Source organism: Lacibacter sp. H375, from assembly GCF_037892425.1.
Taxonomy (GTDB): domain Bacteria; phylum Bacteroidota; class Bacteroidia; order Chitinophagales; family Chitinophagaceae; genus Lacibacter.
The window spans coordinates 1,504,839-1,530,308 of the sequence record NZ_JBBKTT010000001.1 but is presented as its reverse complement, the minus strand read 5'-3'; the positions used below and the strand labels follow the sequence as shown (position 1 = coordinate 1,530,308).

General features: G+C 40.7%; 25 protein-coding genes. 14 read left to right on the top strand and 11 right to left on the bottom strand.

Annotated elements, in window-relative coordinates; all coding sequences use genetic code 11:
• Nucleotides 1-310: 310 nt before the first annotated feature.
• Genes WG954_RS06730 through WG954_RS06720 form a run of 3 tightly spaced genes read left to right on the top strand, consistent with a single transcriptional unit; the run spans nucleotide 311 to nucleotide 2,520 of the window.
• Complete coding sequence (locus WG954_RS06730) at nucleotides 311-1,477, top strand: aminotransferase class V-fold PLP-dependent enzyme (RefSeq protein ID WP_340434839.1); 1,167 nt, start codon at nucleotides 311-313, stop codon at nucleotides 1,475-1,477.
• Between the two features lie 10 nt (nucleotides 1,478-1,487).
• Nucleotides 1,488-1,907, top strand: coding sequence for a hydroxyphenylacetyl-CoA thioesterase PaaI (gene paaI / locus WG954_RS06725; RefSeq protein ID WP_340434837.1), 420 nt, complete (start codon nucleotides 1,488-1,490; stop codon nucleotides 1,905-1,907).
• 16 nt (nucleotides 1,908-1,923) lie between these two features.
• Entirely contained in the window at nucleotides 1,924-2,520 is a 597-nt protein-coding gene (locus WG954_RS06720; protein ID WP_340434835.1) for an acyltransferase, read from the top strand.
• Nucleotides 2,521-2,558: 38 nt separating this feature from the next.
• On the opposite strand, the gene WG954_RS06715 is transcribed toward WG954_RS06720, so the two are convergent.
• Nucleotides 2,559-2,966 carry a hypothetical protein gene (locus WG954_RS06715; protein ID WP_340434833.1) on the bottom strand — a complete coding sequence of 136 codons (408 nt, stop codon included), beginning with the start codon at nucleotides 2,964-2,966 and terminating at the stop codon, nucleotides 2,559-2,561.
• Nucleotides 2,963-3,331, bottom strand: a complete 369-nt coding sequence (locus WG954_RS06710) for a hypothetical protein (RefSeq protein ID WP_340434831.1) — start codon at nucleotides 3,329-3,331, stop codon at nucleotides 2,963-2,965. The genes WG954_RS06715 and WG954_RS06710 overlap by 4 nt, the downstream gene beginning before the upstream one ends.
• A 181-nt stretch (nucleotides 3,332-3,512) precedes the next feature.
• Between WG954_RS06710 and obgE the strand changes: the two genes are divergently transcribed.
• The 4 genes from obgE to WG954_RS06690 are packed head-to-tail and all read left to right on the top strand — an operon-like array spanning nucleotide 3,513 to nucleotide 6,571.
• Entirely contained in the window at nucleotides 3,513-4,502 is a 990-nt protein-coding gene (obgE, locus tag WG954_RS06705) for a GTPase ObgE (protein ID WP_340434830.1), read from the top strand.
• Between the two features lie 37 nt (nucleotides 4,503-4,539).
• Entirely contained in the window at nucleotides 4,540-5,433 is an 894-nt protein-coding gene (locus WG954_RS06700) for a CPBP family intramembrane glutamic endopeptidase (protein WP_340434829.1), read from the top strand.
• Between the two features lie 53 nt (nucleotides 5,434-5,486).
• Entirely contained in the window at nucleotides 5,487-6,314 is an 828-nt protein-coding gene (locus tag WG954_RS06695; RefSeq protein ID WP_340434828.1) for a hypothetical protein, read from the top strand.
• Between the two features lie 44 nt (nucleotides 6,315-6,358).
• Nucleotides 6,359-6,571, top strand: coding sequence for a hypothetical protein (locus WG954_RS06690; protein WP_340434827.1), 213 nt, complete (start codon nucleotides 6,359-6,361; stop codon nucleotides 6,569-6,571).
• 43 nt (nucleotides 6,572-6,614) lie between these two features.
• Here the strand turns inward: WG954_RS06690 and WG954_RS06685 are convergent, their stop codons facing one another.
• Nucleotides 6,615-7,505 carry a DUF5602 domain-containing protein gene (locus WG954_RS06685; protein WP_340434825.1) on the bottom strand — a complete coding sequence of 297 codons (891 nt, stop codon included), beginning with the start codon at nucleotides 7,503-7,505 and terminating at the stop codon, nucleotides 6,615-6,617.
• 249 nt (nucleotides 7,506-7,754) lie between these two features.
• Here WG954_RS06685 and WG954_RS06680 point away from each other — a divergent pair, with 249 nt between their 5' ends.
• A complete protein-coding gene (locus WG954_RS06680) occupies nucleotides 7,755-8,864 on the top strand; it encodes a mandelate racemase/muconate lactonizing enzyme family protein (protein ID WP_340434824.1) in 1,110 nt (369 codons plus the stop codon).
• 50 nt (nucleotides 8,865-8,914) lie between these two features.
• On the opposite strand, the gene WG954_RS06675 is transcribed toward WG954_RS06680, so the two are convergent.
• Nucleotides 8,915-9,412, bottom strand: a complete 498-nt coding sequence (locus tag WG954_RS06675) for a TlpA family protein disulfide reductase (RefSeq protein ID WP_340434823.1) — start codon at nucleotides 9,410-9,412, stop codon at nucleotides 8,915-8,917.
• Nucleotides 9,413-9,436: 24 nt separating this feature from the next.
• Nucleotides 9,437-10,057 carry a DNA-3-methyladenine glycosylase family protein gene (locus tag WG954_RS06670; RefSeq protein ID WP_340434822.1) on the bottom strand — a complete coding sequence of 207 codons (621 nt, stop codon included), beginning with the start codon at nucleotides 10,055-10,057 and terminating at the stop codon, nucleotides 9,437-9,439.
• Between the two features lie 126 nt (nucleotides 10,058-10,183).
• Here WG954_RS06670 and WG954_RS06665 point away from each other — a divergent pair, with 126 nt between their 5' ends.
• Both WG954_RS06665 and WG954_RS06660 read left to right on the top strand, forming a co-directional pair.
• Nucleotides 10,184-11,011 (top strand): UDP-2,3-diacylglucosamine diphosphatase, encoded by an 828-nt coding sequence (locus WG954_RS06665; protein WP_340434820.1) that lies wholly within the window; start codon nucleotides 10,184-10,186, stop codon nucleotides 11,009-11,011.
• Nucleotides 11,008-12,195 (top strand): glycosyltransferase family protein, encoded by a 1,188-nt coding sequence (locus WG954_RS06660; RefSeq protein WP_340434818.1) that lies wholly within the window; start codon nucleotides 11,008-11,010, stop codon nucleotides 12,193-12,195. Before WG954_RS06665 ends, WG954_RS06660 begins: the two co-directional genes overlap by 4 nt.
• Before the next feature lie 64 nt (nucleotides 12,196-12,259).
• Here WG954_RS06660 and cysS read toward each other — a convergent pair whose 3' ends face one another.
• The 5 genes from cysS to rlmD form a co-directional block, all read right to left on the bottom strand.
• Nucleotides 12,260-13,753, bottom strand: a complete 1,494-nt coding sequence (gene cysS, locus WG954_RS06655) for a cysteine--tRNA ligase (protein WP_340434815.1) — start codon at nucleotides 13,751-13,753, stop codon at nucleotides 12,260-12,262.
• Between the two features lie 126 nt (nucleotides 13,754-13,879).
• Nucleotides 13,880-15,025: an endonuclease/exonuclease/phosphatase family protein gene (locus WG954_RS06650; protein ID WP_340434814.1), complete on the bottom strand. Its 1,146-nt coding sequence runs from the start codon at nucleotides 15,023-15,025 to the stop codon at nucleotides 13,880-13,882.
• 8 nt (nucleotides 15,026-15,033) lie between these two features.
• The gene (locus WG954_RS06645; protein ID WP_340434813.1) at nucleotides 15,034-15,960 is read right to left on the bottom strand and encodes a rhomboid family intramembrane serine protease; all 927 of its coding nucleotides are present in this window, start codon (nucleotides 15,958-15,960) and stop codon (nucleotides 15,034-15,036) included.
• A gap of 14 nt (nucleotides 15,961-15,974) precedes the next feature.
• A complete protein-coding gene (locus tag WG954_RS06640) occupies nucleotides 15,975-16,814 on the bottom strand; it encodes a rhomboid family intramembrane serine protease (protein ID WP_340434811.1) in 840 nt (279 codons plus the stop codon).
• 90 nt (nucleotides 16,815-16,904) lie between these two features.
• Nucleotides 16,905-18,371, bottom strand: a complete 1,467-nt coding sequence (gene rlmD, locus WG954_RS06635; RefSeq protein WP_340434810.1) for a 23S rRNA (uracil(1939)-C(5))-methyltransferase RlmD — start codon at nucleotides 18,369-18,371, stop codon at nucleotides 16,905-16,907.
• A gap of 82 nt (nucleotides 18,372-18,453) precedes the next feature.
• Here rlmD and WG954_RS06630 point away from each other — a divergent pair, with 82 nt between their 5' ends.
• The gene (locus WG954_RS06630; RefSeq protein WP_340434809.1) at nucleotides 18,454-19,917 is read left to right on the top strand and encodes a redoxin domain-containing protein; all 1,464 of its coding nucleotides are present in this window, start codon (nucleotides 18,454-18,456) and stop codon (nucleotides 19,915-19,917) included.
• A gap of 9 nt (nucleotides 19,918-19,926) precedes the next feature.
• Nucleotides 19,927-21,843: a peptidylprolyl isomerase gene (locus WG954_RS06625; RefSeq protein WP_340434807.1), complete on the top strand. Its 1,917-nt coding sequence runs from the start codon at nucleotides 19,927-19,929 to the stop codon at nucleotides 21,841-21,843.
• A 68-nt stretch (nucleotides 21,844-21,911) separates the two neighbouring features.
• Here the strand turns inward: WG954_RS06625 and WG954_RS06620 are convergent, their stop codons facing one another.
• On the bottom strand, nucleotides 21,912-22,865 hold the full coding sequence (locus WG954_RS06620; protein ID WP_340434805.1) for a methylenetetrahydrofolate reductase: 954 nt from the start codon (nucleotides 22,863-22,865) through the stop codon (nucleotides 21,912-21,914).
• Nucleotides 22,866-23,136: 271 nt separating this feature from the next.
• Here WG954_RS06620 and lptB point away from each other — a divergent pair, with 271 nt between their 5' ends.
• Entirely contained in the window at nucleotides 23,137-23,913 is a 777-nt protein-coding gene (lptB, locus tag WG954_RS06615) for an LPS export ABC transporter ATP-binding protein (protein WP_340434803.1), read from the top strand.
• A gap of 48 nt (nucleotides 23,914-23,961) precedes the next feature.
• Nucleotides 23,962-25,470 (top strand): GH3 auxin-responsive promoter family protein, encoded by a 1,509-nt coding sequence (locus WG954_RS06610; protein ID WP_340434801.1) that lies wholly within the window; start codon nucleotides 23,962-23,964, stop codon nucleotides 25,468-25,470.

Genomic DNA, 25,470 nt, shown 5'->3' with positions numbered 1-25,470 from the left:
CAAGCACCAGTTGTATAATCAGTTTGTCTACTACATGTTTTAATGAACTACTTATAAGCATTACCAGTTTATACTTATTTGAGATAATGAATATTGACTGCTTTGGGTGTTTTTTAGATTTCTTCTCAAATGCTTCTTGCAGCTGCGAGCTTAGCTGATTTTACAATTTCAGCTGGTTCCTTTTAAATTGTGCTTTTGATAAAGCCATAGAATTTGCTGAATTTCGTTTGCATGCTTCGTAAAGCTTAATTGCATTTGAGTTAGCTGCAAGCGTGGATCATATCATCATCTCAACGAATATTTATCAGTTATGCAAGATCTATCTTCTCAGTTTCTGGTTCGAAAAGACATCACTTACTTAAATTATGGATCATTTGGCGCTTGTGCCAAACCCGTATTCGAACGCTATCAACAATACCAACTGGAGCTGGAACAGGAAGCCGTACAATTTATTACTGTAAATGGTCCTCAATATCTTGAACGTTCACGAAAGGCATTAGGCACTTATATTAATTGCCACCAGGATGATGTGGTGTTTGTGCCCAACCCTTCTTACGCAGTAAATATTGTCGCTAAAAGTTTTGATCTGAAACCCGGCGATGAAATACTCAGCACTAACTTAGAATACGGTGCCTGCGACAGAACATGGAATTATTATTGCAATAAAGCAGGCGCTGTTTATAAACGTCAACCCATACGTTTGCCTTTAACGAGCAAAGAAGATTTTATTGAACAGTTTTTCCAGGGATTAACGGCAAAAACAAAAATGATCTTTATTAGTCAGCTTACAAGTGCTACAGGTCTTCGTTTTCCTGTTGAAGAGATCTGTGCCATTGCAAAAGAAAAAGGATTGATCACATTTGTTGATGGGGCACATGGACCCGGCCAGGTTGCTGTTGATGTGCAGGCAATGAAAGCCGATATGTACACCGGCGCCTGTCATAAATGGATGATGACGCCAAAAGGAAGTTCATTTCTATATGTAAAGAAAGAGTTTCAATCATGGCTCGATCCGTTGACAGTGAGTTGGGGATATAATGCTATTCATCCTTCACATTCGCAGTTCCTCGATTATCACCAGATGCAAGGCACACGTGACTTCTCGGCTTTCTTAACAATACCCGATGCCATTGCATTTATGGAAAAACATGATTGGGTGAATGTTGCAGCACATTACCGGAAATTAACGCAGGATAATGCAGCTGAATTTTGCAGGCTGCTGCAAACCGAACCATTGGCGCCGGTAACAGATGATTTTATTGCACAGCTTTTCAGCGCTAAAATAAAAACAACCGAACCTGAAAAACTGCAAAAGCATTTGTTCAATGAATACAAAATTGAGATACCTGTTATGCGGCAGGGTGAGGATATTTACCTTCGTTATTCATTGCATGCCATCAACTCACAGCAGGATATGGATACATTATTCAATGCTATTGCTGCTATTAAGAAAACAACCAATTTAATTGAAGCTTAAAAAAATATATATGCCATCAGCAAAAGAAGTGGTCGATCACATGATGCAACATGATCTGTTCAGCCAATGGCTGGGCATACAGGTGATCGATATTAAAGAAGGATACAGCAAGATCAGCATGACCGTTCGGGCTGAAATGATCAATGGTTTTGGCATTGTACATGGAGGCGTTGCTTTCTCTTTAGGAGATAGTGCTTTTGCATTTGCATGTAACAACCGGAACAATTTATCGGTGGCATTAGATACATCTATCAACTTTATTAAACCTGTGCATGTTGGTGATGTACTAACGGCCGAAGCAAAAGAATTGCACAATGGCCGATCGACCGGATTGTACCATATTCAGATCTTTAACCAGAAAGATCATTTGGTGGCACAGTTTAAAGGAACTTGTTATAGGACAGGGAAAGAATTGATTGCGGTTAAATAATCAATAGTTAGAAATTATGATTTACAAATTCAAAGGCTTCATTCCGGTTGTTCATGAAACATCATTTGTTCATCCGCAAGCAACAGTAACCGGCAATGTGATCATTGGTAAGCATTGCTACATTGGACCAGGTGCCGCCTTGCGTGGCGATTGGGGTGGAATTATTTTAGACGATGGTTGCAATGTGCAGGAGAACTGCACCATTCATATGTTTCCCGGCGTTACAGTTTTATTGAAAGAAGGAGCACATATTGGTCATGGTGCAGTGATACACGGCGCAACTATCGGAAGAAATTGTTTGGTTGGAATGAACAGTGTGATCATGGATAATGTGCAGTTGGGTGATGAGTGTATTGTTGGCGCATTAAGTTTTATTAAAGAGGGTGAAGTGTTTGAGCCACGAAGTTTAATTGTTGGCAATCCCGCCAAAAAGATAAAAGAAGTGAGTGATGAAATGATTAGTTGGAAAACTAAGGGGACACAACTCTACCAATCGTTGCCAAATGAAATGATGAATGAATGGGAAGCTTGCGAACCGCTACGGGAAATTCCTGCTGACAGACCGGCGCAGGAGAAGTTATATGAGAACTGGAAGAAATTAAAAATCGAATAAATAAAAAGCCCCCGACTGTTCGGGGGCTTTTTATTTTATTAAAGAGGATTATTACGTTGTTCGGCATTTCTCACGATTTCGGCAATACGACTTTTCTCTTTCGAAACTCTTCTTCCCCTGAAGAAAAGATAGAGATTAAAGAAAAGCATAAGGCCCAAGTAAATACTGAACCCGCCTATTTTATAACTCAGTATTTCAAGCATTGTTTGTCCATCAAGAATCTCTGATGCTGTTTCCATAATCACCAATGCAACGCCAAGATTTAATAAGTAAAAGCCTGTCTTAAGCAATGTATTGGTTGATGTGGCTATTTCTTCTTTCCCATGAAAAATATCGAGCATGAATGTTCTGCTGTTTTTAAACAGCACATAAGCTACATACCAGGTAAGAAAAATAACAACTGGGAGATAAATGAGATAGGCTGTGAAGGTGAAAGAAGTGTTCATGATAATTTCTTTTTAGATGTTAGAGGAGATTGTTTTTGCTTGCTGAGAAAATAAATAACTGTCATGTTCATGAAGTGAATCACTCCAAGTGTCAGCATAATGCGGCCGGTCATGATGCAGATACTGGTGAACAGATCAATCCAGTTTGTAATTGCTTCCCAAAAGCTGATCATCATTGCTGCATAACCAAGATTGAGAAGATAATAGCCTACAAGTAATAACCTGTTGATGAAATTCGTCAGCTCTTCGTCTCCGTTCAGCAAATTGAGAATGTATAGCCTTCCGTTTTTGTAAAACCTCAATCCTACATGCACTGTAATGAGATAAGTGAGCAGTAAGTAAACGATGTAGGCAATTGTGTTCATAAAATCCGTTTGATTGAATGACAGAACAAACTTAAACCATATTTTCCGAATTTTCAATATTTTCTGAAAATTAAATTTACTTAACTTTCTCAGTAGTGTGATTTAGTACAAGAGTGCGACGCCAATGCAGCTGAACAGAAATACGGCTGCTCGGCCCATAAAAACTATCTTTGCCGCCAGCATGGAAAAGAACTTTATTGATTACATACGGGTATTTTGCCGCAGCGGACATGGCGGTGCAGGCATTAAACATTTTATGCGGAATAAACTCACAGCCTTTGGCGGACCCGATGGTGGTGATGGTGGCCGTGGTGCGCATATTATTTTAAGAGGCAATTCACAACTCTGGACCTTGCTCCATTTACGTTATTACAAAAATGTATTGGCCGATGATGGCGATCCCGGCGGCAAGAACAATATGACCGGTAAGGATGGTAAGGATATTATTATTGAAGTGCCGCTTGGCACTATTGCACGTGACGAGGTAACAGGTGAAGTAAAAGCCGAGATCCTGGAACACGGTCAGCAGGTAATATTAATGAAAGGAGGACGTGGCGGTCTGGGTAATGCCAATTTTGCAACACCTACGAACCAGGCACCCGAACATGCACAACCCGGTGAACCAGGTGTGGAAGGCTGGATGCAATTGGAATTGAAAGTATTGGCCGATGTTGGTTTGGTTGGATTTCCGAATGCAGGAAAATCAACCTTGCTTTCATCGATCACAGCGGCTAAACCCAAAATTGCTGATTATGCGTTTACAACATTGGTACCACAGCTTGGTATGGTTGAATACCGTGATGGAAAAAGTTTTTGCATTGCCGATCTGCCGGGTATTATTGAAGGTGCTGCTGAAGGCAAAGGTCTTGGTCATCGTTTCCTTAGGCATATTGAACGCAATGCGGTGTTATTGTTTTTAATTCCGGCCGATTGTGACGATCATAAAAAGGAATTTGAAATTCTGCACAAGGAACTGGAAGAATACAATCCAGAAATGCTGCAGAAAGAATTCATCATTGCTGTGAGTAAAAGCGATATGCTGGATGATGAATTGAAAGAAGCGATTGAAAAGGAATTGCCGAAAAATATTCCACATGTATTTATTTCATCTGTTACCGGCAAAGGACTTACTGAGCTGAAAGATGTGCTGTGGCAGAAGTTGAATGCGTAGCAGAAAAAGTTTCTTTCGCCAAGACTAACTTATTGTTTTGAGAAAACTCATCGCCAATACTGTTGCCGACCTGTTGCAACCTGCAATGTTTAAAAAATATGCTATCAGCTTTTTGCTGATAGCTGCAACCTGCTTTCTAAACTATTACACTTCTGTTTCTCTTTGGCTGCGTAATGTAGCGTTTACCCATGCACTTGTTTGGTACAGTTTATTATTCTTTTTCTTTTTTACAGCCGGGTTTCTTATTCAGAACGGAACGGGGCTTTTTCAAAAGAAACAAGTGCAATTCATCCTCATTGCCGGGTCAATTCTCTTTGCATTAAAAGTTGCGCTGCCTTTTCATAAGTTGTTACCGGATAGCATTGGCACTAATTACCAGAAAGCGTTTCAGCAGCCAATGAATTGGTTCGGAGCACTGTTGGTGCTATTACCACTGCTGATGCTCTTCCATTGGTTGTTAGAAAAAAAATGGACTTTGTACGGTATCAAGCAAACGCAATCGCTGAAGACCTATGTTCTGCTGATCGCTTTTATGCTGCCGTTGCTTGTATGGGCATCGTTGCAACATGATTTTTCGTTGGTTTATCCTAAAGCAGCAATTGTTGGTCGGCAGTTAGGTGATGACGCAAATCCTTTTCATTATTTATTATTTGAAACGGCTTACGCCGCCGATTTTTTTACCATCGAATTTTTCTTTCGTGGATTTCTTATTGTAGCCCTTTCAAAACTCATCGGCAAACAATGTCTTTTGCCCGTGGCATTGTTTTACTTTTCCATTCACCTCGGTAAACCTATGATGGAGGCAGTAAGCAGTTTTTTTGGTGGATTGATTCTCGGCAGCATTTCTTACCACAGCAAAAGCATCTGGGGCGGCTTGCTGGTGCACATCAGTATTGCATTGCTCATGGAGCTCTTCGGCTTTATTTTTTAACAAGTAAGGTGCGGCAGCTTTCGTTAATTTTATTCCTCATCCATCCGTTTTACATGAAACCGGTTAACTCCTTTTTATTACTCCTCATTTGCAGCATTTGTGTTGTTGATACCATAAACGCACAATCTGTGCGCCAACTCCGCAAAACTATTGAACTGAAAATGCCTAGGGGTGGCGAGAATGGTGGCACAGTTGCACAAAACGGAAAGAACCGATACTTCTATGCTACCATCGCCGGTAATAAAACATACAGCTTTGCTTATTTCAACCAGGTTGGTGAAATGATGTCGCCTCCTGATCTTTCTATATTAGCTGATGTGCGTGGCCTGTGGTATAACAATGCACTAAAAACGTTCCAGGGAAATGTGTTTGGCAGCGGTGGTTGGGTAACTTATGTCATGGACGATGCCGGTGTGCCCTATGATGTAAAATCATTTTTACCTGGTCAGTTGCAGCCTCACCCTAATTCAGTTGCACAATACAACCTGCGTGAAAACCTGGTACATTTTCTGAAAGGCACAACTGTTGTTTCGTACAATGCTGCTACCGGTGCAGAAGTAAAAGAGAAAACGTTTTTATTGAAAACAGGTTATTCCAAAAAAACTCCACCACCTGCTGATCTTGTAATTGATTCAAATGCTGTGCTTACAAAATATAATACTACTACTGTTGTTTACACCGGCATCAGCAATGCTGAATTTGGTTTATTGAATGTGGAAACAAAAGAAATTGAGTTATACAGCAAAACTGATGGGCTGATGTATCAAAAACTAAAGTTACCGGCCGATGCTATTGTAAAAGATAAACTCAACTTCAGTTTCAGCAACAATACTTACTTTTTATACGATGCCAGAAACAGAACCTGGGTTGGTTATCGTTAATCTTCTTCATTTTGTTTTTTCATGAGCACGGCTTAATTTCATGTATGCAGCAATGTTTATTTTGTGGTCATACGGTTGAGCTGGTACATGTTCATGGTCATTATCAATGTCCTGTTTGTTTTACCAATGCATTGCCTTGCTGCGATGGTGATAACTGTCATACCAATCAATACTTTATCGAATCGCTTAATAAGCCTAGTGTTTCTTACAATACTCATGAGCAGGAAAAGAAACCCGGAAAGAGTTTTAGTATTTAAAAGCCCGCTGTAATACAGCGGGCTTTTATTATTAGTTTCATGTTCATTGCCGCATGATCATTTCATCAAGTGCCACATAATGCCGTCCGTTCTTTTCATTTTTCCAGATATTATAACGTTGAGGATAATAAGTATTTACAGGATCGAAATGCATCGGCTGCCTGTACCATTTCTGTAAGGTTGTACCTGATTGCAGAAATGCACGTGTGATCATTGGTTCAACGAATATTACTTCTCCATCGTACGAACCATAGATCATTGTATGAGTAAATGCTGCATAGTTTGGATCTGCCGGAGGTAATAATTCAGGCGACATCAGATCAACCCAATGCGCACCCATCATCGGCACGCCCCCTGTAAACAAATAGGCAGCAGGCATATAACCCGGAGGAGGAAGAAGATTGAATTTAGCAGGATCAGTCATATTCATCACTTCACTCATCGCTACTTTATAAAAATGCATATCGAAATGTGGTAACCCGTAAATGGGCGGCGGTTCATGTCCCATCACGTTCCAGTTGAGCATTATGTGATCAAAAGGAGTAACCGCATGGGCTTTTTGATGAAGTTTTAAGTGCCATGTTCCTGCCGCATGATCGTTGGGATCTTCGGGAAGATTAGTTAATGCACCGCCCGTCATTTCAAGTCCGATTGCCAAAGGCCGGCCACTGTGCGTAATATTAACCCATGAACGCACATGCCCGTTCCCAATTTGCACCTGCGAACCATAGAACGTATTATATTTCTCATCGTTCCTGCCGATAACATTCGAAGAAAATGAACCGTTGCCCGGCATTACCACAAGACTGGCATCATTTTCAGGAAACTTCTCATCAAGTTTTGAATCAGAATCATCAAATGATTTCTTGCAGGAAGAAAAGAGGATGTTGATCAAAAACAATAACATCAACAATTGAAAAATTTGTTTTTTCATGCTTGTTTGTTTTAAAGGTTAATTAATCAGTTACTGCTTTCAGGAGGAGGATGAGCTGAGATGTAAAAGCGGGGTAAGAGTTGGTTATTCCCGGCTAAACATCATCGCCCGGAGAATTTAATGGCCAGTGAAGTTTTGTTGTAAGAGATAGTTAAGTTAGCTAAGGTTTCAACCAACTGCAAGTACTATGATATATATTTTTAATTATTAAGTTTGATCTGGATTTTCTCCATTTACTACCTTCAACTTATGCAATTACAAATCACTTCTGTTGAGTTATACAAACTGCGTATTCCTCTTAAACAGCCCTTTGTCATTTCGTTGGGCACACAACACGATGCAGATAATGTGCTTGTGATCATACGCACCAATAAAGGAATTAGCGGTTATGGTGAATGCAGTCCATATATGAGTATTAACGGCGAAAGCATAGACACTTGTTTTATTGTTGGGCAATACCTTGCTGGATTACTGATAGGAAAAGACCCGTTGCGGATTGAAGAATGTGTGTTTGCAATGGACAGGCTTATTACTCGTAATGAAAATATCAAGAGTGCGTTTGATATGGCTTTGTATGATATTGCTGCACAACATGCGGATTTGCCTTTGTATAAATTTCTTGGTGGAGAAAAGAATAAAATCATTTCAACTGATATGACTGTTGGCCTCGGCTCTCCTGAAAAGATGGCGACTGAAGCAACTGAGTATAAGTCAGCAGGCTTCCCTTCTATTAAAGTGAAACTTGGCACAACAACTGAAGAAGATGTTGCCCGCATAAAAGCAATACGAGATGCTATTGGTAATGAATTGCCTTTGCGGATTGATGCCAACCAGGGATGGAATGTTGAAACAGCTATTGCTACTTTACAAGCACTAGCACCGTATGACATTGAACACTGCGAAGAACCGATTGCCCGTTGGAATTATATGGCTTTACCTGAAGTAAGAAAGAACAGCCCCATCAAGATCATGAGTGATGAAAGTTGTTTTGATGAACACGACGCAGAACGTTTAGCCAAACTGAACGCCTGTGATTATTTTAATGTAAAGCTGGGAAAGAGTGGCGGCATTTGGCATGCTTTGAAAATCGTAGAGGTTGCAAAAGCAAATAACTTAAAACTACAGGTTGGCTGTTTTATGGAAAGTCGTTTAGCCATTACAACATTAGTGCATTTTGCTTACAGCAGCGATCTGATTATTCATTACGATCTTGACACACCATTGATGTTAAAAGAAGATCCTGTTGTTGGCGGAATGGTATTTAAAGAAAATGGTATTGTAGAGATTGATGAGGCAGTTGGTATTGGGGCAACTGTTGATGATGAGTATTTGAAGAAATGTGATAAAGTTATTATTTAGCTATAGCGCCGAGAAACAAAAACAGAGTAATTATTCTGGACAAAGTGATATTAATCCAACCTCTTTAACACCACCTGTACATCTTCCAATGAACGTGATCGTACCAGAATCATTCCTTCTTTATCCAGTAGCATGTAAGTTGGAAATTCATCAATCTTCAACACATCAATTACATTGGCACCTTCAGGATTTGTTTGCCGGTATTGCAGCAAATGTGCCCAGTTGAGTTTATACTTTGCTGTCATAGTTTTTGCAGCAGGTATCTGTTGTTTATATTCATAAGGAAAACCATACACGGTGATCTTTGCGTCGTATTGGTTAATGAGTGCAACAAGTGCGGGAAACTCTTTGATGCAGCTATCGCTTTCGCTTTTCCAGAAATGAAACAAAGTATAGTCTTTCGATTCCCTGAATATTACATTGATGATCTTACCTGAGATCATATCCACACCGGAAAGTGAAAGCAAGGCTGATCCAGCAGTGGGTCCATCCTGGGCACTGAGTTGTGTAGCCCACAACAACAGAACTATGGCAAGTAGTTTTTTCATAACACTACGTTCAACAGGTAATTGCTACTTCGTTTTATCAACCGGTGGCTTATTATCCTTCCATTTCCACAAGTGTACACAAGCATAGGTGCGGTAAGGCTGCCATTTGGTTGCATGCTTTTGCATTTTCTCGTAGAGTTCTTTTTTGTTTTCGTACTCGATCTTATACAGTTTGATCATCGCCTGCTGTATACCAAGGTCATCAACCGGTAATACATCTTCATGCTGCAAAGCAAACATCAGGATCATTTCGGTGGTCCATCTTCCCACACCTTTTATCTGCGTCAGTTTTTCAATTACCGCTTCATCACTCATTTTATATAACTGGGCATCAGTGATCTTTTCTTCAATAAAAAACCGGCAAACGTTGTGTACATAATTTGTCTTGGCATTACTCAACCCGATTCCCCGTAATGTTTCAAACGGCGTGTCGAGTATTTGTTGAGCAGTCGGTTCTTTCTTTCCATACAAGGCAAGAAAACGTTTGTAAATGACATCAGCCACCTTCGTACTCAATTGCTGACTCATGATGGATGCACACAAATACAGGTAGATCTTCTTTCGCTTCACTAACGTATGCGGCTCCTGTGCATCAAGTACTTTCTTTAGCTTTTTATCTTTTGAGAGATGTGGAATATAATGCATGATCATTCGGATGTAAGGTTGACGGCCTTTCAGCTTAACAATTTCATTACAATTTATTCATTCTCTTTTAATCATTCATCAATAGTTTGATAACAATGGGTTTCAACCTTTGTAAAACCCTTCTTTGTGAAGACCTATTACAAAACAATTATCCTCTCCGACATCCACCTCGGCATCCGTAACTCACGGGTAAAAGAAGTAGTGGACTTTCTGACGCACCACAAGTGTGATACACTTATTCTGAATGGTGACATCATTGATGGCTGGCAACTGCGTAAATCAGGTGAATGGAAAAAGAAACACACTTCCTTTTTCCGCATCATTATGAAGTACATGCATAAATACAATACAAAGGTGATTTACCTGCGGGGTAATCATGATGATTTTCTTGATGAGATATTACCCTTCTCATTCGGGCAATTCATAATTAAACGCCACCACATTCTGCAAAGTGCAGATAAGAAATACTACGTCGTACATGGCGATATTTTTGATACTGTTACAACCAAATTAAAATGGCTCGCCAAGCTGGGCGATATCGGCTATACATTCTTACTCTGGCTCAACAGGCATTACAATCACTATCGCACCAAAAGAGGATTGTCTTATTATTCCCTATCCCAGGTTGTAAAAGCAAAAGTAAAATCAGCAGTCTCTTTTATTTCTGATTACGAAGAACAGTTATGCGAAGTAGCTGCTGCCAATCATTGCAATGGTGTTATATGCGGACATATTCACCAGGCGGCCGATAAAACCGTCAACAATATCCACTACCTCAACAGTGGCGATTGGGTGGAAACCATGAGTGCATTGGTTGAAACAGAAAACGGTGAATGGAGCATTGTTTATTATAACGAATGGCTGCAGCAACAATCACCTGCAGAAACAACTTATACAACCACTGTGCAAAACGCTGCTCCTTATTTTCCAAGCTTAACACCTGAATTACTATGAACAACCGTTTTGTATTTGCAGTACAGGGCGAAGGGCGTGGTCATTTAACCCAGGCCATTGCCACTTACGAAATGCTCATTGCACGTGGTCATACTGTTTGTGCAGTATTGATCGGTAGCAGTAGTCGCAGAGAAATTCCTGCGTTTGTACGTGAACGTATTAAAGTGCCCATCATTACTTACCGCAGTCCGAATTTTGTTACGGATAAAGAAAACAAATCGATCCGTATTGGAAGAACGATCGCAAAAAACATGTTGCTGTGGAGAACATACCGGAAAAGTATGCGGCTTATCCGTGAAGCCATTGCACAATACAAACCTGATCTGTTGCTGAATTTTTACGAGCCGCTGATCGGCTTATCATCCGTATTTAAAAAACTCGACACAAAAATTATTTCCATTGCTCACCAGTTTATTTATATGCACCCGGAATTTCAATTTCCGGTAGAAGGAAACAAAAGCGATGCATTTGCGATCAGGCAATACACAAAACTCATAGCCCAAGGTTCCGATAAATTATTGGCACTCTCTTTTTATCCATTAAACCTGTCATCCTATAAAAATGTGTTGATCTCGCCGCCATTGCTTCGCAAAGAAGTCTTTCAGCAGGAAGTATTTGAAGGAGATCATATACTTGTGTACCTGCTCAATTCCGGATACATGCAGGATATTATCAGCTGGCACAAAGAACATCCTGAAATTGCATTGCATTGCTTTACCGATAGTGCTACGGTAAAAGGCAAATGGCATTTCGATGAATCACTTTGTTTTCATTCGTTAGATGACCAAAAGTTTTTACAATACATGGCAAGTGCAAAAGCACTCGTTACAACAGCTGGTTTTGAAAGTGTGTGTGAAGCCATGTATTTCGGCAAACCCGTGTTAATGGTTCCTGTGAAAGGACATTTTGAACAATGGTGCAATGCAAGAGATGGCGCAAAAGCCGGTGCCGGCACTCATGCCGATTCGTTTAACCTTGATGTATTGCTGGATTATTTACCACAGCATACAGATGTAAGTGAAACGTTTCATGTGTGGAGTAAACAAACAAAGCAAATAATGCTGCAATGTTTTTCTGATGTGTTGCATCAACCAATGGAAGAAGAAATCATGGAAGAAAAGGCAGCTCCTTTTTTTCAATTCCATTCTATTCTTTCAGGCAATCATTTACTCGGGCACAGTTAGACGTTTTAAAAGAAAAGAGGAGCAAATGCTCCTCTTTTAATATTTATCTTGATTACGAGATGCTTTACAAACTGTAACTCATCCCACCATCTTTCTCATCTTTCAACTGAATACCAAGTTCAGCCAGTTGATTGCGGATCTTATCACTCGTAACAAAATCCTTTTTCGATTTTGCATCTTTCCGCAACTCAATTAAAATCTGCATCACCGAATCAAAACGGCCACTGTCTTCGGCACTGATACTTTTCAATCCAAAAATATCTTCGATGTACAGTTTCATTTGCTTTTGCATCAACACAATGGTATCAACGCTCAATGCATCTGCTGCAACATGCTTGTCTTTTAATCCGTTGATCACAGGCACCAGTTCAAACATACTCGCCAATGCTTTTGCTGTGTTCAAATCGTCATTCATGAATTCTTCAAACTCTGCAATGAGCTTTAGGCTGCTTGCTTCAAGTGCTGCATCTTTCGCTTCGTACTTCACACTTCCAACATCATACTTCTGTAACCATTCATGTGCTTCCAGTAAACGCTTCAATCCTTTTTCTGCAGCCTGCAATGCTTCATTACCAAAATCAAGTGTGCTTCTGTATTGCGTTTGCAGAATAAAGAAACGCACTGTCATCGGATGATAAGCTTTCTCCAAAATCGGATGGTCGCCGCTGAACAGTTCCGTTAACTTGATCACATTGTTATAACTCTTTCCCATCTTCTTACCGTTAATGGTGATCATGTTATTATGCATCCAGTAACGAACCGGTGCTGTATGATTGCAGATAGTGCTTTGTGCAATTTCACTTTCGTGATGTGGGAATTGCAAATCCATACCTCCACCATGTATATCGAATTGTGCACCTAAATATTTTGTTGCCATGGCCGAGCACTCAATATGCCAGCCGGGAAAACCAACACCCCACGGACTTTGCCAACGCATGATATGTTCAGGTGCTGCATTTTTCCAAAGAGCAAAATCAGCACGGTCACGTTTTTCTTCCTGTCCGTCAAGTTCACGTGTTGTTTCTAAGAGATCATCAATAACACGGCCGCTCAACTTTCCGTAATCATGACTGGCTGCATATTTCTTTACATCAAAATAAACCGAACCGTTTACTTCATAGGCATAACCGGCAGCAATGATCTGCTGTATCATTCCGATCTGCTCCACAATATGCCCCGTTGCAGTTGGTTCAATAGAAGGCTTTATTGTATTGAACTGATCCATGGCCCAATGAAAAAGGTTGGTGTATTTCTGCACCAGTTCCATCGGCTCCAGTTTTTCTAATATTGCTTTGGTTGAAATTTTATCTTCTGCTTCACGACCTTCTTCTTCAAAATGACCTGCGTCTGTAATGTTGCGCACATAACGCACTTTGTAACCAAGATGTGTGAGGTAACGATACAATAAATCAAACGTAATGTAAGGTCTTGCATGACCGAGATGACTTTCACCACTAACGGTTGGTCCGCACACATACATGCCCACATGACCGGGTGTGATAGATTCAAATACTTCTTTCTGACGTGTAAGTGAGTTGTAAACTTTTAGCTGCGACATAAACATGAAATGGTTGTAATGAAGAATGTTGTACAAGAGGGATGGGTTGCCAAAAAAATCAGCAACAACAGCTACAACAACAGGTATAGAAGAATTTCTTCATTGAAACAAAGATAGTATTTCCAATTATTTGTTCTGTAAATTAAAATCGGCAATTACAGGGCTGTGGTCACTTTGCATTGATCTTAACACTTGCACCCGCTCCACTGATAATGATTGGCTGTGCAGCACATAGTCGATTCGTAAAGTAGGCGACAGGAATTTGAAGGTTCGTCCAATACCCCAGCCTTTTTCGGTAAACGCATCGTGCAAATTATCGCTGATAATCTGGTAAGCATTGGAGTTGGGCACATCATTCATATCGCCACAAACAATTACCGGGTATGGGCTTTTATCAATTGCTTCCCTTACATTTCTTGCCTGGCTTGAGCGCAGCAAATTCGCTGTTTTCATTTTCCGGAGAATACTTTTACCAGCCGTTTGCACTGCATCTACATCCATCCCCTGTTGATCGATGTTCTCGACAAATTCATAATCCTTTTTGGCAAAGTGCATACTCTGCAGGTGAATGTTGAACAGCCGTATGGTATCATTTTTAATTAAAAGATCAACCCATAAAAATGTGTGATTGTATTCTTTTATATCCTGTACTTTTTCCCAACGCAAAATGGGGTAGTTAGAAAATACGGCTACACAAAAGGGATGATAGCGTTCATTTCGTTGCCTGATGTTGGTATGTACGCCAAAAGCCCTGTCATTGGCCGCAGCTACATATTTATAACCAAGCTTCTTCTTCACTTTTTCGAGTGTAATAGGCGATAATGTGTCGAGTGAAAAAACAAGTTCCTGCACGGCCAACACATCTGCTTGAAAATTTTTTGCTTCCTGTAGCATACCAAGATCAAGATGACCTTTGTTCTCAAAAAAATTAAAGAGATGCGCATTCCAGGTAGCTACCCGAAATGTTGTAGTATCTGAAAATTTATTGTTTGAGTTTGGATGAAAGCCAAAGAAAGAACCGATCAATTCAATAGAAAGTAATAAGGTAACGACAGGGATGAAAGCAATTTTAGGTTTTGCTATCAGCCAGAAAACAAGAAATGCAAATTGCGCAATAAGAAGGAAAGGAAAAAGAAGCGCAAACAGATTAACGATCCAGGAAACAGATGCCGGAAGCATAGTGAGAAAATACAAGAGCAGCATACAAACACTCAACACAATATTGCAGAAAATGAAAAACTTCTTTGTAAAGCTGCGAAAGAATCCGGCCATAACAGGGTTTAGGTTTCGTTATCAGCCGCTTTTTTCAGAATATCTTTCTCTTCCTGTGTTAATGATTGATATCCTTGCTGGCTGATTTTATCGAGGATGTCATCAACACGTTGTTGTGTTACGTTGGGCTTTTTTGAAAAGGGTTGTTGACCTTTTGTGTTGTAAAATACTTCTTTCTTTATAGTTTTTTTTGCCGGTTTTTCTTTTGGGTCGAATAAATGGGTGAACCAGTTATAAAGCCGGTGCATCCATTCGCCGGGATCTTTCCCATTTTGTATTTGTTTGATGTAAACATAACCCAAGGCAGCGCCACCAAGATGAGCAAGGTGATGTGGGAAAGCAGAACTGGCAAGACCTGCAAAATCTATGATGACATAAATTAACGTGATCACCCACAGCGGAATACCTCCGTTTATCATGGGAAACACACGATAGTCGGGAGCGGTAACGGTTGCGGCAATGGCAATGGCCATTACACATGCACTTGCACCGAGATAACTAAAGCTGTTGATCTCAGCAGCAAATCGTGGTAACAAATTGGCACTGGCAATAAACAACACAGCACCGGCCAGACCGCCATAAATATAAAGCGGAACTATATGCTTATTTCCAACAAGGTCTTGCAACAGAAATCCAAACGCCCAGAGAAACAACATATTTCCAAGCAATTGCCACAAACTGTATTGCGCAATCATGTGCGAAAGCAATACCCATGGCCGGGTGATAAACGTGTTTAGATTTGCAGGTAAGTTTATCCAATCAAGTACTTGCGTTTTAAATAAACTCACATCAGCATTAGGCGTGAGTTGGAATACGATCTCAATAAATTTGAGGATCACAAATATGATTACATTAATGGCAATGAGGCGCATCACAGCATCACCATCTTCACCAAACAACATTCTTTTCTTCTTTTCTGCCTGCAGGTAACTCATACTTCAATCATTTATCAATAAAACGTACGGCGATTATTTTTGTTCCAGTACCACACTAATAGAAAGCCAATTAATGCACCGCCAAGATGTGCAAAGTGCGCCACGCTTCCGCCACTGTTACGAACGCCCATCCAAAGTTCGGCAGCAGCATACAAAATCACAAACCATTTTGCTTTTATGGGGAAGAAAAAATAAATATAAATGAGAGTGTTTGGGAAGAGGTAACCAAAAGCAGCTAAGCAACCGAATACTGCCCCTGAAGCACCAACAGTTGGCGTGTTCAACATTACATCAGCTCCCTGCTGTGCATATACAATACTTTGATCAACATATGCCTGGTTGGTAAGATCATTAGACCAGATATCTGCAAACGCCTGCAATTGTTGCCGGTCGAAAACTCTTGTAAGGCCATTTTGATCAAAGAAACTCATAAAGCCTGATGGCGATGGTGAGGATTGAAAAGAGGCAAGATCACGCATCAATGGCTGCATTTCATAAAACAACCAACCAAGATGAATAACCGCTGCACCTAAGCCACACAGAATATAAAAAATGAGAAAACGTTTAGAGCCCCATAAATTCTCCAGCATATTACCAAACATCCACAACGCAAACATGTTAAACAGGAAGTGGAAGAAATCACCGTGCATGAAAACGTGGGTGATGAGCTGGTGAGGCTTAAACAGATCGGATTGCACACTATGCAAAGCAAAGAAATCTGTGAGCGCTTTTTCACTGCCCCATGCGCCACTTGTATATTGCGCCAGCAGTACTAACCCGTTTATGATAATAAGATTTTTGATTACCGGTGGTAACACATTAAAACCACCGGGGCGTATTTGCTGATAACTCACTACAACTTAATTTGAATGATGAAGCACAAATTTCGGGATTGTGGGGCAATCCCGAGATAAACATCTTTCTTTAAAACGTTAAACCCCTGTTTACTTTCTCAACACCAATGCTGCCACATTTTCAATATGGTGCGTATGCGGAAACATATCTACCGGCTGCAGCTGCTCTACCACATATTTCTCATTCAGCAATTGCAGATCTCTTGCCTGTGTTGCAGGATTGCAGCTTACATATACAATACGTGGCGCTTCAATTTCCAGAAGCTTCTTCACGAGTTTCTCGTGCATACCCACACGTGGCGGATCGGTAATGATCACATCCGGCCGGCCATGTGCTGCGAAAAACTCATCGTTACAAATATCAATTACATCGCCTGCATAAAACGATGTGTTGGTTAAGCCATTCGCCTGTGCATTCAACTTTGCATCTTCAATGGCTTCGGCAACTGCTTCTACACCAATGATCTTCTTAGCACCTTGGCTGCAAAAGATACCAATGCTACCGGTACCGCAATACAGATCATACAGGGTTTCGTTGCCTGTTAGCTTGGCAAACTCTCTTGTTATTTTGTATAACTCTTCGCCTTGCTTGGTATTTGTTTGAAAGAATGATTTAGGACCGATCTTGAACACAAATTCTTCCAGCTTTTCACTTACATAACCGCTGCCAAAAAAGGTTTCGGGCTGCAGATCGTAAATACTATCGTTCCATTTAGGATTGATGGTATAAAGCAGGGTTGTGATCTCCGGGAACTCTGCCAGCATTGCATTGAACAATAACTCACGGTTAGGTACATCGTCGTAACCAAAGGTGATGTTCACCATCACTTCACCTGTGGTTGTCATCCGAAAGATCATGGTACGCAACCAGCCTTCATGTGCTTTGATATCATAAAACGAAAAGCCATGTTTCTTTGCAAATTCTCTTACAAAATTGCGGATGGCATTGTTGGGTTCCTGCTGCAGGTAGCAGGTATGTATATCAATAACCTTATCGAAAATTTTGGGAACGTGAAAGCCCAAAGCAACATCTGCAGGTGGCGGCGCCGCTTCGGTTTCATCAGATGCTGGGTTTGTTTGTGCTTCCTTAGCTCTTACCTCATCTCTTTTCAATAATTCCTCACGTGTGAGATAGCGTTTGTTGCTGAACGTATATTCGAGTTTGTTGCGGTAGTATTTTGTCTGCTTTGCACCAACAATGGGCAACAGTTCAGGCAACTCAATACGGCCGATGCGTTTTAGATTTTGTTCTACTTCTCTTTGCTTGTACTCCAGCTGCTTTTCATAAGGCAACATCTGCCATTTACAACCACCACACAAACCGAAATGATCACAAAACGGTGTGGTGCGTTCGGGAGAATATTCATGAAAGTGAACTGCTTTCCCTTCCGCCCAGTCTTTTTTGCTTTTCCCGAGCTGAACGTTTACCACATCGCCGGGTACAGCCCCTTCAATAAATACCACTTTGCCGTCAACACGGGCAATTGATTTCCCCTCGGCAGCATAATCGTCCACCTTTACCTGTTCAAGTATCCTTATTTTATGTTTTTTTCTCACGGCGCAAAGGTAACAATCAACCACTTTGCAAATCGTTAACAGCTACAGAAAGCTTTTGAATTAACTTTACGCCTATTCCACTATGAAGAAGACGAGCTTATTTCTGACTATTCTTATCTGTTGCGGATTTGCAAAGGCTCAAGGCTTTCGCATAACTGTCGATTATAAACCGGTTGCCAATGGTCACCTCTACCTCGGTTATTATTTCGGTAACCAGAAGTATGTACAGGATTCAGCCATTCTTCAACCAAACGGGAAAGCCGTTTTTACAGGTGCTGAAAAGCTAAAAGGCGGCTTGTACATTATTGTTGACCCGCAGAAAAAAACATTCATCGATATCATTGTTGATAAAGAGCAGGAGTTTACAGTTGGAATCGATAGTGCAAACTTCACGCTTACATCTATTACTGGTTCTCATGAAAACAATCATCTCAAAGCGTATAAAGAAGCATGCGCTTTTTATTACAGCAATTTCCCGCAACTGCAAAGCAAGCTTGCAACAGCAAAAACAAAACAGGACAGCGCTTCCATTCAGCAAAGCATGAACGAAGCCAATATAAAAGCACAGCAATGGCGGGATAGTTTTGTAAATGCTCAGCCAGATGCTTACCTGGCGCTGTTGTTTCGCTTATTGAAAGAACCGGTTTATACTGCACCGAAAGGGAAAAACAGGCAAGACAGCATCAATGCTTTCTATCACTACAAACAACAATTCTGGCCAAACATTTCTTTTGCTGATGAGCGCCTGCTACGTACGCCCATGTTTGAGCAACGTCTTAACCGCTACATGGAAACGGCAGTCATCCGTGATCCGGATAGCTTAAAACTTGAGCTTGATAAATTCATTTTATACAGCCGTACTAACAAAACCATGTTCCGTTATTTCATTAATCGTTTTACCAACGAGTATATGAACCCGAAGTATATGGGGCTTGATGTGGTGTTCCTTCATCTATTTGAAAAGTACTATATCACAAACCAGGTCGATTGGCTTGATAAAAAAGACCGTGATCTTGTTTTCAACCGGGCTTATAATCTTTACGGAAATATTGTTGGCGAGCCTGCTGCTGAATTGAATTTGTTAGATACACTTAACCGGAAGGTGAATTTGTATTCCATCAAATCTCCTTACACGGTAGTTATTTTTTGGGATCCAGATTGTGGTCATTGTAAAGAACAGGTGCCAAAAGTTGATAGTCTTTACAGGGCCAGTTGGAAAAAGCAAGGCGTGAAAATAGTTGGCGTGTTAAGTGATGGCTCTGGTGATGATGAAGTAAAAGCAAAAGAAATGCAGCAACGCTGGACCGAATACATACGTACACAAAAGTTGAGTGATTGGGTGCATTTGTACCAGTCGACCCAAATGCGCAAATCAGAACAAGCGGCTCAAAAGCCCGGTTTTCGACAAGCATATGATGTTTTTCAAACGCCCACAATATATTTGCTTGACGAACAGAAACGGATCGTTGCTAAAAAAATAAATCCTGAGCAGGTTGATGAACTCCTGCAGTTTAAAAAAAACAACCAAACGTCCAAACATCCATAACCAAAGCTTATGCGTAACATTCTATTTTTTCTTTTGATGGTTGCATCTACCGGCAGCCAGGCTCAAACTCTTTTTACCTACGGCGCTAACAAAGTTGACAAGAAAGAATTCTGGCGTGCATTTTCTAAAAACAACAATGGCGCTACCGATGAAAAATCTATTCGTGAGTATCTTGACCTCTTTGTTCGTTTTAAACTGAAAGTACAGTCAGCAAAAGATGCGAAGCTTGACACCCTGCCAAACATCCAGAATGATATTGCTGCTTTTCGTGCACAGATCATTGATCAATACATGCGCAACCAGGGCAGTAATAAAGAATTGGTGAATGAAGCCATTGAACGGAGTGCTTCAGAACTTGAAGTAGCACATGTGTTTGTTGGATATGATAACGATACTGTAAAAGCAAAAGCTGCTATCGATAAAGCGTATGCTCAATTGCAAACAGGTGCAGATTTTTCAGCCACTTCAAAAACATACTCAACTAACGATTACGTAAAGTCAACCGATGGTTATATTGGTTATGTAAGCGTGTTCTCACTGCCTTATGATCTGGAGAATGCAATCTATGCAACAGCTCCGGGCAGTTATTCAAAACCTGTAGCAGGAAAAAGTGGTTACCATATTTTTAAGGTAATGGCAAAACGTCCATCGCCCGGTAAAATGAAAGCTGCACAAATTCTTATTGCTATTCCTGCCAATGCATCGCAGGAAGAAATTGCTGCTGCACGTACGAAAGCAGAAATGGTTTATGGTTTAGCCAAAAAGGGTGATGCTTTTGATAAACTGGCGCAAACTTATAGCGATGATAAACTAACCTTTCAAAATGGAGGTGAGCTACCCGAGTTCGGATTTACGAAGTATGATGTAGCCTTCAGCAATGCTGCTTTTGGTTTGAAAAGCAATGGTGATATCAGCATGCCAGTACAAACCGCTTCCGGTTTCCACATCATCAAACGTTTGGAATTAAAACCACTGGTTACAGATAAAAATGATCCTGCGATTATGCAGGAGTTTAATGAGAAAGTAAATACAGATGCCCGCATTAATGTTGCCATTGCCAAACAAAAAGAACAAATACTCAAAAGCAGTAACTATAAAACTCTTCCTTACAATGAAAAAGAGTTGTGGATCATTACCGATACCGTGTTGAAAGCAAAGAACTATGCAGCAATCTATAAAGCAAACCAGCAAAAACCTCTGTTTCAATTAGGCACAAAGGTAACTTCGGCTACTGATTGGTTAAAGTATGTAAGAAGTCTGCAAACGGCTAACTATACACCTAAGCAAACCGATTACAAAGAGTTGATGAAGCAATTCGTGTATTCTACTGCAGAACAGTATTACAAGGATCGTCTTGAAACAACAAATGAAGAAGTTGGTTTCCAGATTAAAGAGTTTCGTGAAGGAAGTATGTTGTTTGAAATTATGGAACGTAAAATATGGAGTGTGGCACCTGCCGACAGTACTGGTCTTCTTGCATTTTACAACCGTAACAAACAAAAATATATCTGGCAACCAAGTGTAAATGCTATTGTATTCAATTGTGCTGATACCGCTGTTGCCAACCGTGCACTGGAAATGATGAAGAAAGAACCATTGAAATGGAAAGAACACATGGATGCATTAGGTGGAACTGCATTAGCAGACAGCAGTCGTTTTGAATTGAATCAATTACCTGTTGCAGAAGGAACGAAATTTACTGTTGGACAATACACACCTGTTGTTACAAATCCTAATGATGGTTCTTCTTCTTTCTGCTATATTCTCAAAGTATATGACAGCAAAGACCAACGTAGTTATGAAGAAGCAAAGGGTTTGGTGATTAACGATTACCAATTGGACATGGAAGAGAAATGGATCAATCAACTCAAAAAGAAATACCCGGTGAAGGTGAATGAAGCACTGGTGAAGAGTATGGTGAAATAAGTTTAGTGGTCAATAAAAAAGAGGCGGTTGAAATCAACCGCCTCTTTTTTATTATTTCTATTCATTGTTTACATCACATTCTTCACCACATTATAAATCACTTTAGGGCTGCCGAGTGTATAATAGTGTAATACCGGTACACCAAACTCTTTCAGTTCTTTTGATTGTTGAATAAGCCATTCCGTTCCAACTTTCTTACAATCTTCATCGGTTTTAGCACGCATTATTTCATTACTGAGTTCTGTTGGTATATCAACATGGAACGTGCGAGGTATAACTGAAAGTTGTTTTTTACTTGTTAATGGTTTTAATCCGGGAATGATGGGCACTTCAATTCCAATTTCACGGCATTGTTTTACAAATGCAAAGAATTTGCTGTTGTCGAAGAACATCTGCGTCATGATATATTCGGCGCCTGCATCCACTTTATCTTTTAGCCGTTGCATTTCAATTTCCTGGTTAGGTGTTTCAAAATGCTTTTCAGGATAGCCGGCTACGCCTGCACAAAAATCTGTGCGGAAACCGTCACGGATATCTTCTTCAAGATAAATACCATGATTGAGATTAATGGCTTGTTTCAACAGATCAATTGCTAAACGGTTGCCCTCGGGATGAGGTTCAAAAAAGGTTTCGTTCTTCGCTGCATCACCACGAAGCACCAATACATTCTGTACACCAATAAAGTTGAGATCGATCAATGCATCTTCAGTTTCACGTTTGGAGAAACCGCCGCAAATAAGATGCGGCACCGCATCAATGTTATAGTGATTCTGCAATGCTGCACAAATACCAACAGTTCCGGGACGTTTGCGTACTTCCACTTTTTCAAACGTACCATCGGGTTTCTTTTTAAACACCTGCTCAGCACGGTGATAGGTAACATTGATCCAAGATGGTTTAAACTCCATCAACGGATCAAGATGATCGAAGATGGAATTGATGGTCTTTCCTTTCAGTGGCGGAAGAATTTCAAACGACACTAATGTATCTTTTGCCTGTGCAATATGCTCGGTTACTTTCATTTGCTTGTTCTGTTTGTTTTGGCTACTGCTGTTTTATGCTCAATGTCTGCATTGACGATTAAAGCCCGCCTGACCGGACGGGCAGGGATTGCGACGCAAGGAACGATGCAACAAAGAACAAAAGCCGGTATCAAAAAAACTTCCTGCAAACATATAACAGGGGCGGTTCTTAATCAAACAATGTTTCACTGTTACTTTCACATTTTAAAAGGGAATGAAAGGGTGGCTATTAACGGGAATGCGGTATTTTCGCAACTACAATTTTTTTGTTTTGAGTTTAACCATACATACATCTGAGCTTGTTAAGCGTTACCGCACCCGCACTGTTGCCAATAAGGTGAGTATTGAAGTAAAGCAGGGCGAAATTGTTGGTTTGCTGGGGCCAAATGGTGCCGGTAAAACCACCACATTTTACATGGTGGTTGGATTTGTGAAGCCGGATGAAGGTGAAGTGTTTCTCAACGATGAAAACATTACCAATATGGCCATGTATAAACGGGCACAATTGGGCATTGGTTACCTGCCACAGGAAGCAAGTGTGTTTCGTAAGCTGTCGGTGGAAGAGAATATTGCGGCTGTGTTGGAGATGACAAAGCTGAGTAAAGAGGAACAACGTGAAAAACTGGAAGATCTGTTGAGCGAGTTTCGTTTGCATCATGTTCGTAAGAACAAAGGCGATTCATTGAGCGGTGGCGAACGCAGGCGTACTGAAATTGCCCGTGCTTTAGCCGTTGATCCCAAGTTTATTTTATTGGATGAACCGTTTGCCGGTGTTGACCCGATTGCTGTTGAAGACATTCAGGCTATTGTTGCTAAACTGAAATTCCGCAATATCGGTATCCTTATCACCGATCATAACGTAACCGAAACCTTATCGATCTGCGACCGTGCCTACCTGTTGATTGAAGGAAAAATATTTAAACACGGTACTGCTGAAGAGCTGGCCGAAGATGAACAGGTGCGTCGTTTATACCTGGGTCGCAATTTTGAACTGAAGCGGAAAGATTATTTGCATGAAGAAGCCGCTAACAGTTCACAAGCTGATTAACCATTTCAGGTGGCGGAAGTCGATTAACTTTTTTTATCTTGCCGAAACATGAGACTGCTTAGCCCTGCAATATCAAGACTTGCACGCCTCCGTATGTGGAGGATAGAAAGCTGGATGAATAATCCGGTGGCAGCTCAGCGTGAAGTATTGCAAGACCTGGTTACCACCGCTCAATACACACAGTTTGGTCACCAGTATAATTTTCCAAAACTGTTCAACCTGCGTGAATTCAAGAATACAGTTCCTGTTCATGAGTACGATGATATAAAAGCTTACATCGAACGAATGATGAAAGGCGAAGAAAATGTGCTTTGGCCAACACCTGTTACCTGGTTTGCAAAAAGCAGCGGCACCACCAGTGATAAGAGCAAGTTTATTCCCGTTAGTGATGAGAGTATGAAAGATGGCCATTTCAAGGCTAGCAAAGATGTGCTTACACTTTACTACAATAATTTCCCTTCATCTGATCTCTTAACCGGCAAAAGCCTGGTGATTGGCGGCAGCCATAATATTTATCCACTTAATGAAGAGATACAGTTTGGCGACTTAAGTGCTGTGCTGATGCAGAATGCTCCTTTCTGGACCAACTGGATACGCACGCCTGATTTGAGTGTTTTGTTGATGGATGAATGGGAAAGCAAAATTGAAAAACTTGCTGAAACAACCATTAAAGAAAACGTCACTTCTATTTCCGGCGTGCCCACCTGGAACATGGTGTTATTCCGCAGAATTTTAGAATTAACGGGCAAACAAACCATTGCAGAAGTATGGCCCGAGTTAGAATTGTTCATGCATGGCGGTGTGTCTTTTGTTCCCTACCGTGAGCAGTTTCAACAGCTTATTGGCAAGCAGATCAATTATCTTGAAATGTACAACGCCAGTGAAGGTTTCTTTGCAGCACAGGATCATCCGGGTGAAGAAGGCATGTTGTTATTTGCTGATCATGGAATTTTTTATGAGTTCATGCCGCTTGAAGAATATGGCAAACAGTTCCCTAACACAATTGGGTTAAGCAAAGTGGAGTTAGGTAAAAACTATGCGTTGATCATTAGCACCAATGGTGGCTTGTGGCGTTATATTGTTGGAGATACGATTCAGTTCACATCATTACAACCCTTCCGTATTAAAGTAAGCGGACGAATTAAGCACTTCATCAATGCTTTTGGTGAAGAGCTGATGGTTGATAATACTGATAAAGCCATTGCTATTGCCTGCGAGCAAACAGGTGCTATTGTAAATGAATACACAGCTGCACCTATTTATTTCAGCCAGGGAAATAATGGTGCACATGAATGGTTGATCGAGTTTGAAAAAGATCCGGTTGGCTTAAATGATTTTGTTTATGAGCTTGATACGGCGTTGAAAAATCTCAACAGCGATTACGAGGCAAAGCGACATAAAAATATTGCTCTCCGTTTACCATTTGTACAACCTGTTCCAAAAGGAACCTTCCATCGTTGGCTGCAAAGCAAAGGAAAAATGGGTGGGCAGCACAAAGTGCCAAGGCTCAGCAACGATCGAACATATGTAGAAGACATTATCCGTTTCAACCAGTGA

Bases quoted from the DNA above. Each gene is read 5' to 3' on its own strand.
- WG954_RS06670 (WP_340434822.1), bottom strand. From the start codon at position 10,057: ATGCATTATATTCCACATCTCTCAAAAGATAAAAAGCTAAAGAAAGTA.
- WG954_RS06680 (WP_340434824.1), top strand. From the start codon at position 7,755: ATGCAATTACAAATCACTTCTGTTGAGTTATACAAACTGCGTATTCCT.
- WG954_RS06675 (WP_340434823.1), bottom strand. From the start codon at position 9,412: ATGAAAAAACTACTTGCCATAGTTCTGTTGTTGTGGGCTACACAACTC.
- WG954_RS06620 (WP_340434805.1), bottom strand. From the start codon at position 22,865: ATGAAAGTAACCGAGCATATTGCACAGGCAAAAGATACATTAGTGTCG.
- WG954_RS06730 (WP_340434839.1), top strand. From the start codon at position 311: ATGCAAGATCTATCTTCTCAGTTTCTGGTTCGAAAAGACATCACTTAC.
- WG954_RS06660 (WP_340434818.1), top strand. From the start codon at position 11,008: ATGAACAACCGTTTTGTATTTGCAGTACAGGGCGAAGGGCGTGGTCAT.
- WG954_RS06710 (WP_340434831.1), bottom strand. From the start codon at position 3,331: ATGAACACAATTGCCTACATCGTTTACTTACTGCTCACTTATCTCATT.
- WG954_RS06650 (WP_340434814.1), bottom strand. From the start codon at position 15,025: ATGGCCGGATTCTTTCGCAGCTTTACAAAGAAGTTTTTCATTTTCTGC.
- WG954_RS06720 (WP_340434835.1), top strand. From the start codon at position 1,924: ATGATTTACAAATTCAAAGGCTTCATTCCGGTTGTTCATGAAACATCA.
- WG954_RS06625 (WP_340434807.1), top strand. From the start codon at position 19,927: ATGCGTAACATTCTATTTTTTCTTTTGATGGTTGCATCTACCGGCAGC.
- WG954_RS06690 (WP_340434827.1), top strand. From the start codon at position 6,359: ATGCAGCAATGTTTATTTTGTGGTCATACGGTTGAGCTGGTACATGTT.
- WG954_RS06715 (WP_340434833.1), bottom strand. From the start codon at position 2,966: ATGAACACTTCTTTCACCTTCACAGCCTATCTCATTTATCTCCCAGTT.
- obgE (WP_340434830.1), top strand. From the start codon at position 3,513: ATGGAAAAGAACTTTATTGATTACATACGGGTATTTTGCCGCAGCGGA.
- paaI (WP_340434837.1), top strand. From the start codon at position 1,488: ATGCCATCAGCAAAAGAAGTGGTCGATCACATGATGCAACATGATCTG.
- WG954_RS06645 (WP_340434813.1), bottom strand. From the start codon at position 15,960: ATGAGTTACCTGCAGGCAGAAAAGAAGAAAAGAATGTTGTTTGGTGAA.
- WG954_RS06630 (WP_340434809.1), top strand. From the start codon at position 18,454: ATGAAGAAGACGAGCTTATTTCTGACTATTCTTATCTGTTGCGGATTT.
- WG954_RS06695 (WP_340434828.1), top strand. From the start codon at position 5,487: ATGAAACCGGTTAACTCCTTTTTATTACTCCTCATTTGCAGCATTTGT.
- WG954_RS06610 (WP_340434801.1), top strand. From the start codon at position 23,962: ATGAGACTGCTTAGCCCTGCAATATCAAGACTTGCACGCCTCCGTATG.
- WG954_RS06685 (WP_340434825.1), bottom strand. From the start codon at position 7,505: ATGAAAAAACAAATTTTTCAATTGTTGATGTTATTGTTTTTGATCAAC.
- cysS (WP_340434815.1), bottom strand. From the start codon at position 13,753: ATGTCGCAGCTAAAAGTTTACAACTCACTTACACGTCAGAAAGAAGTA.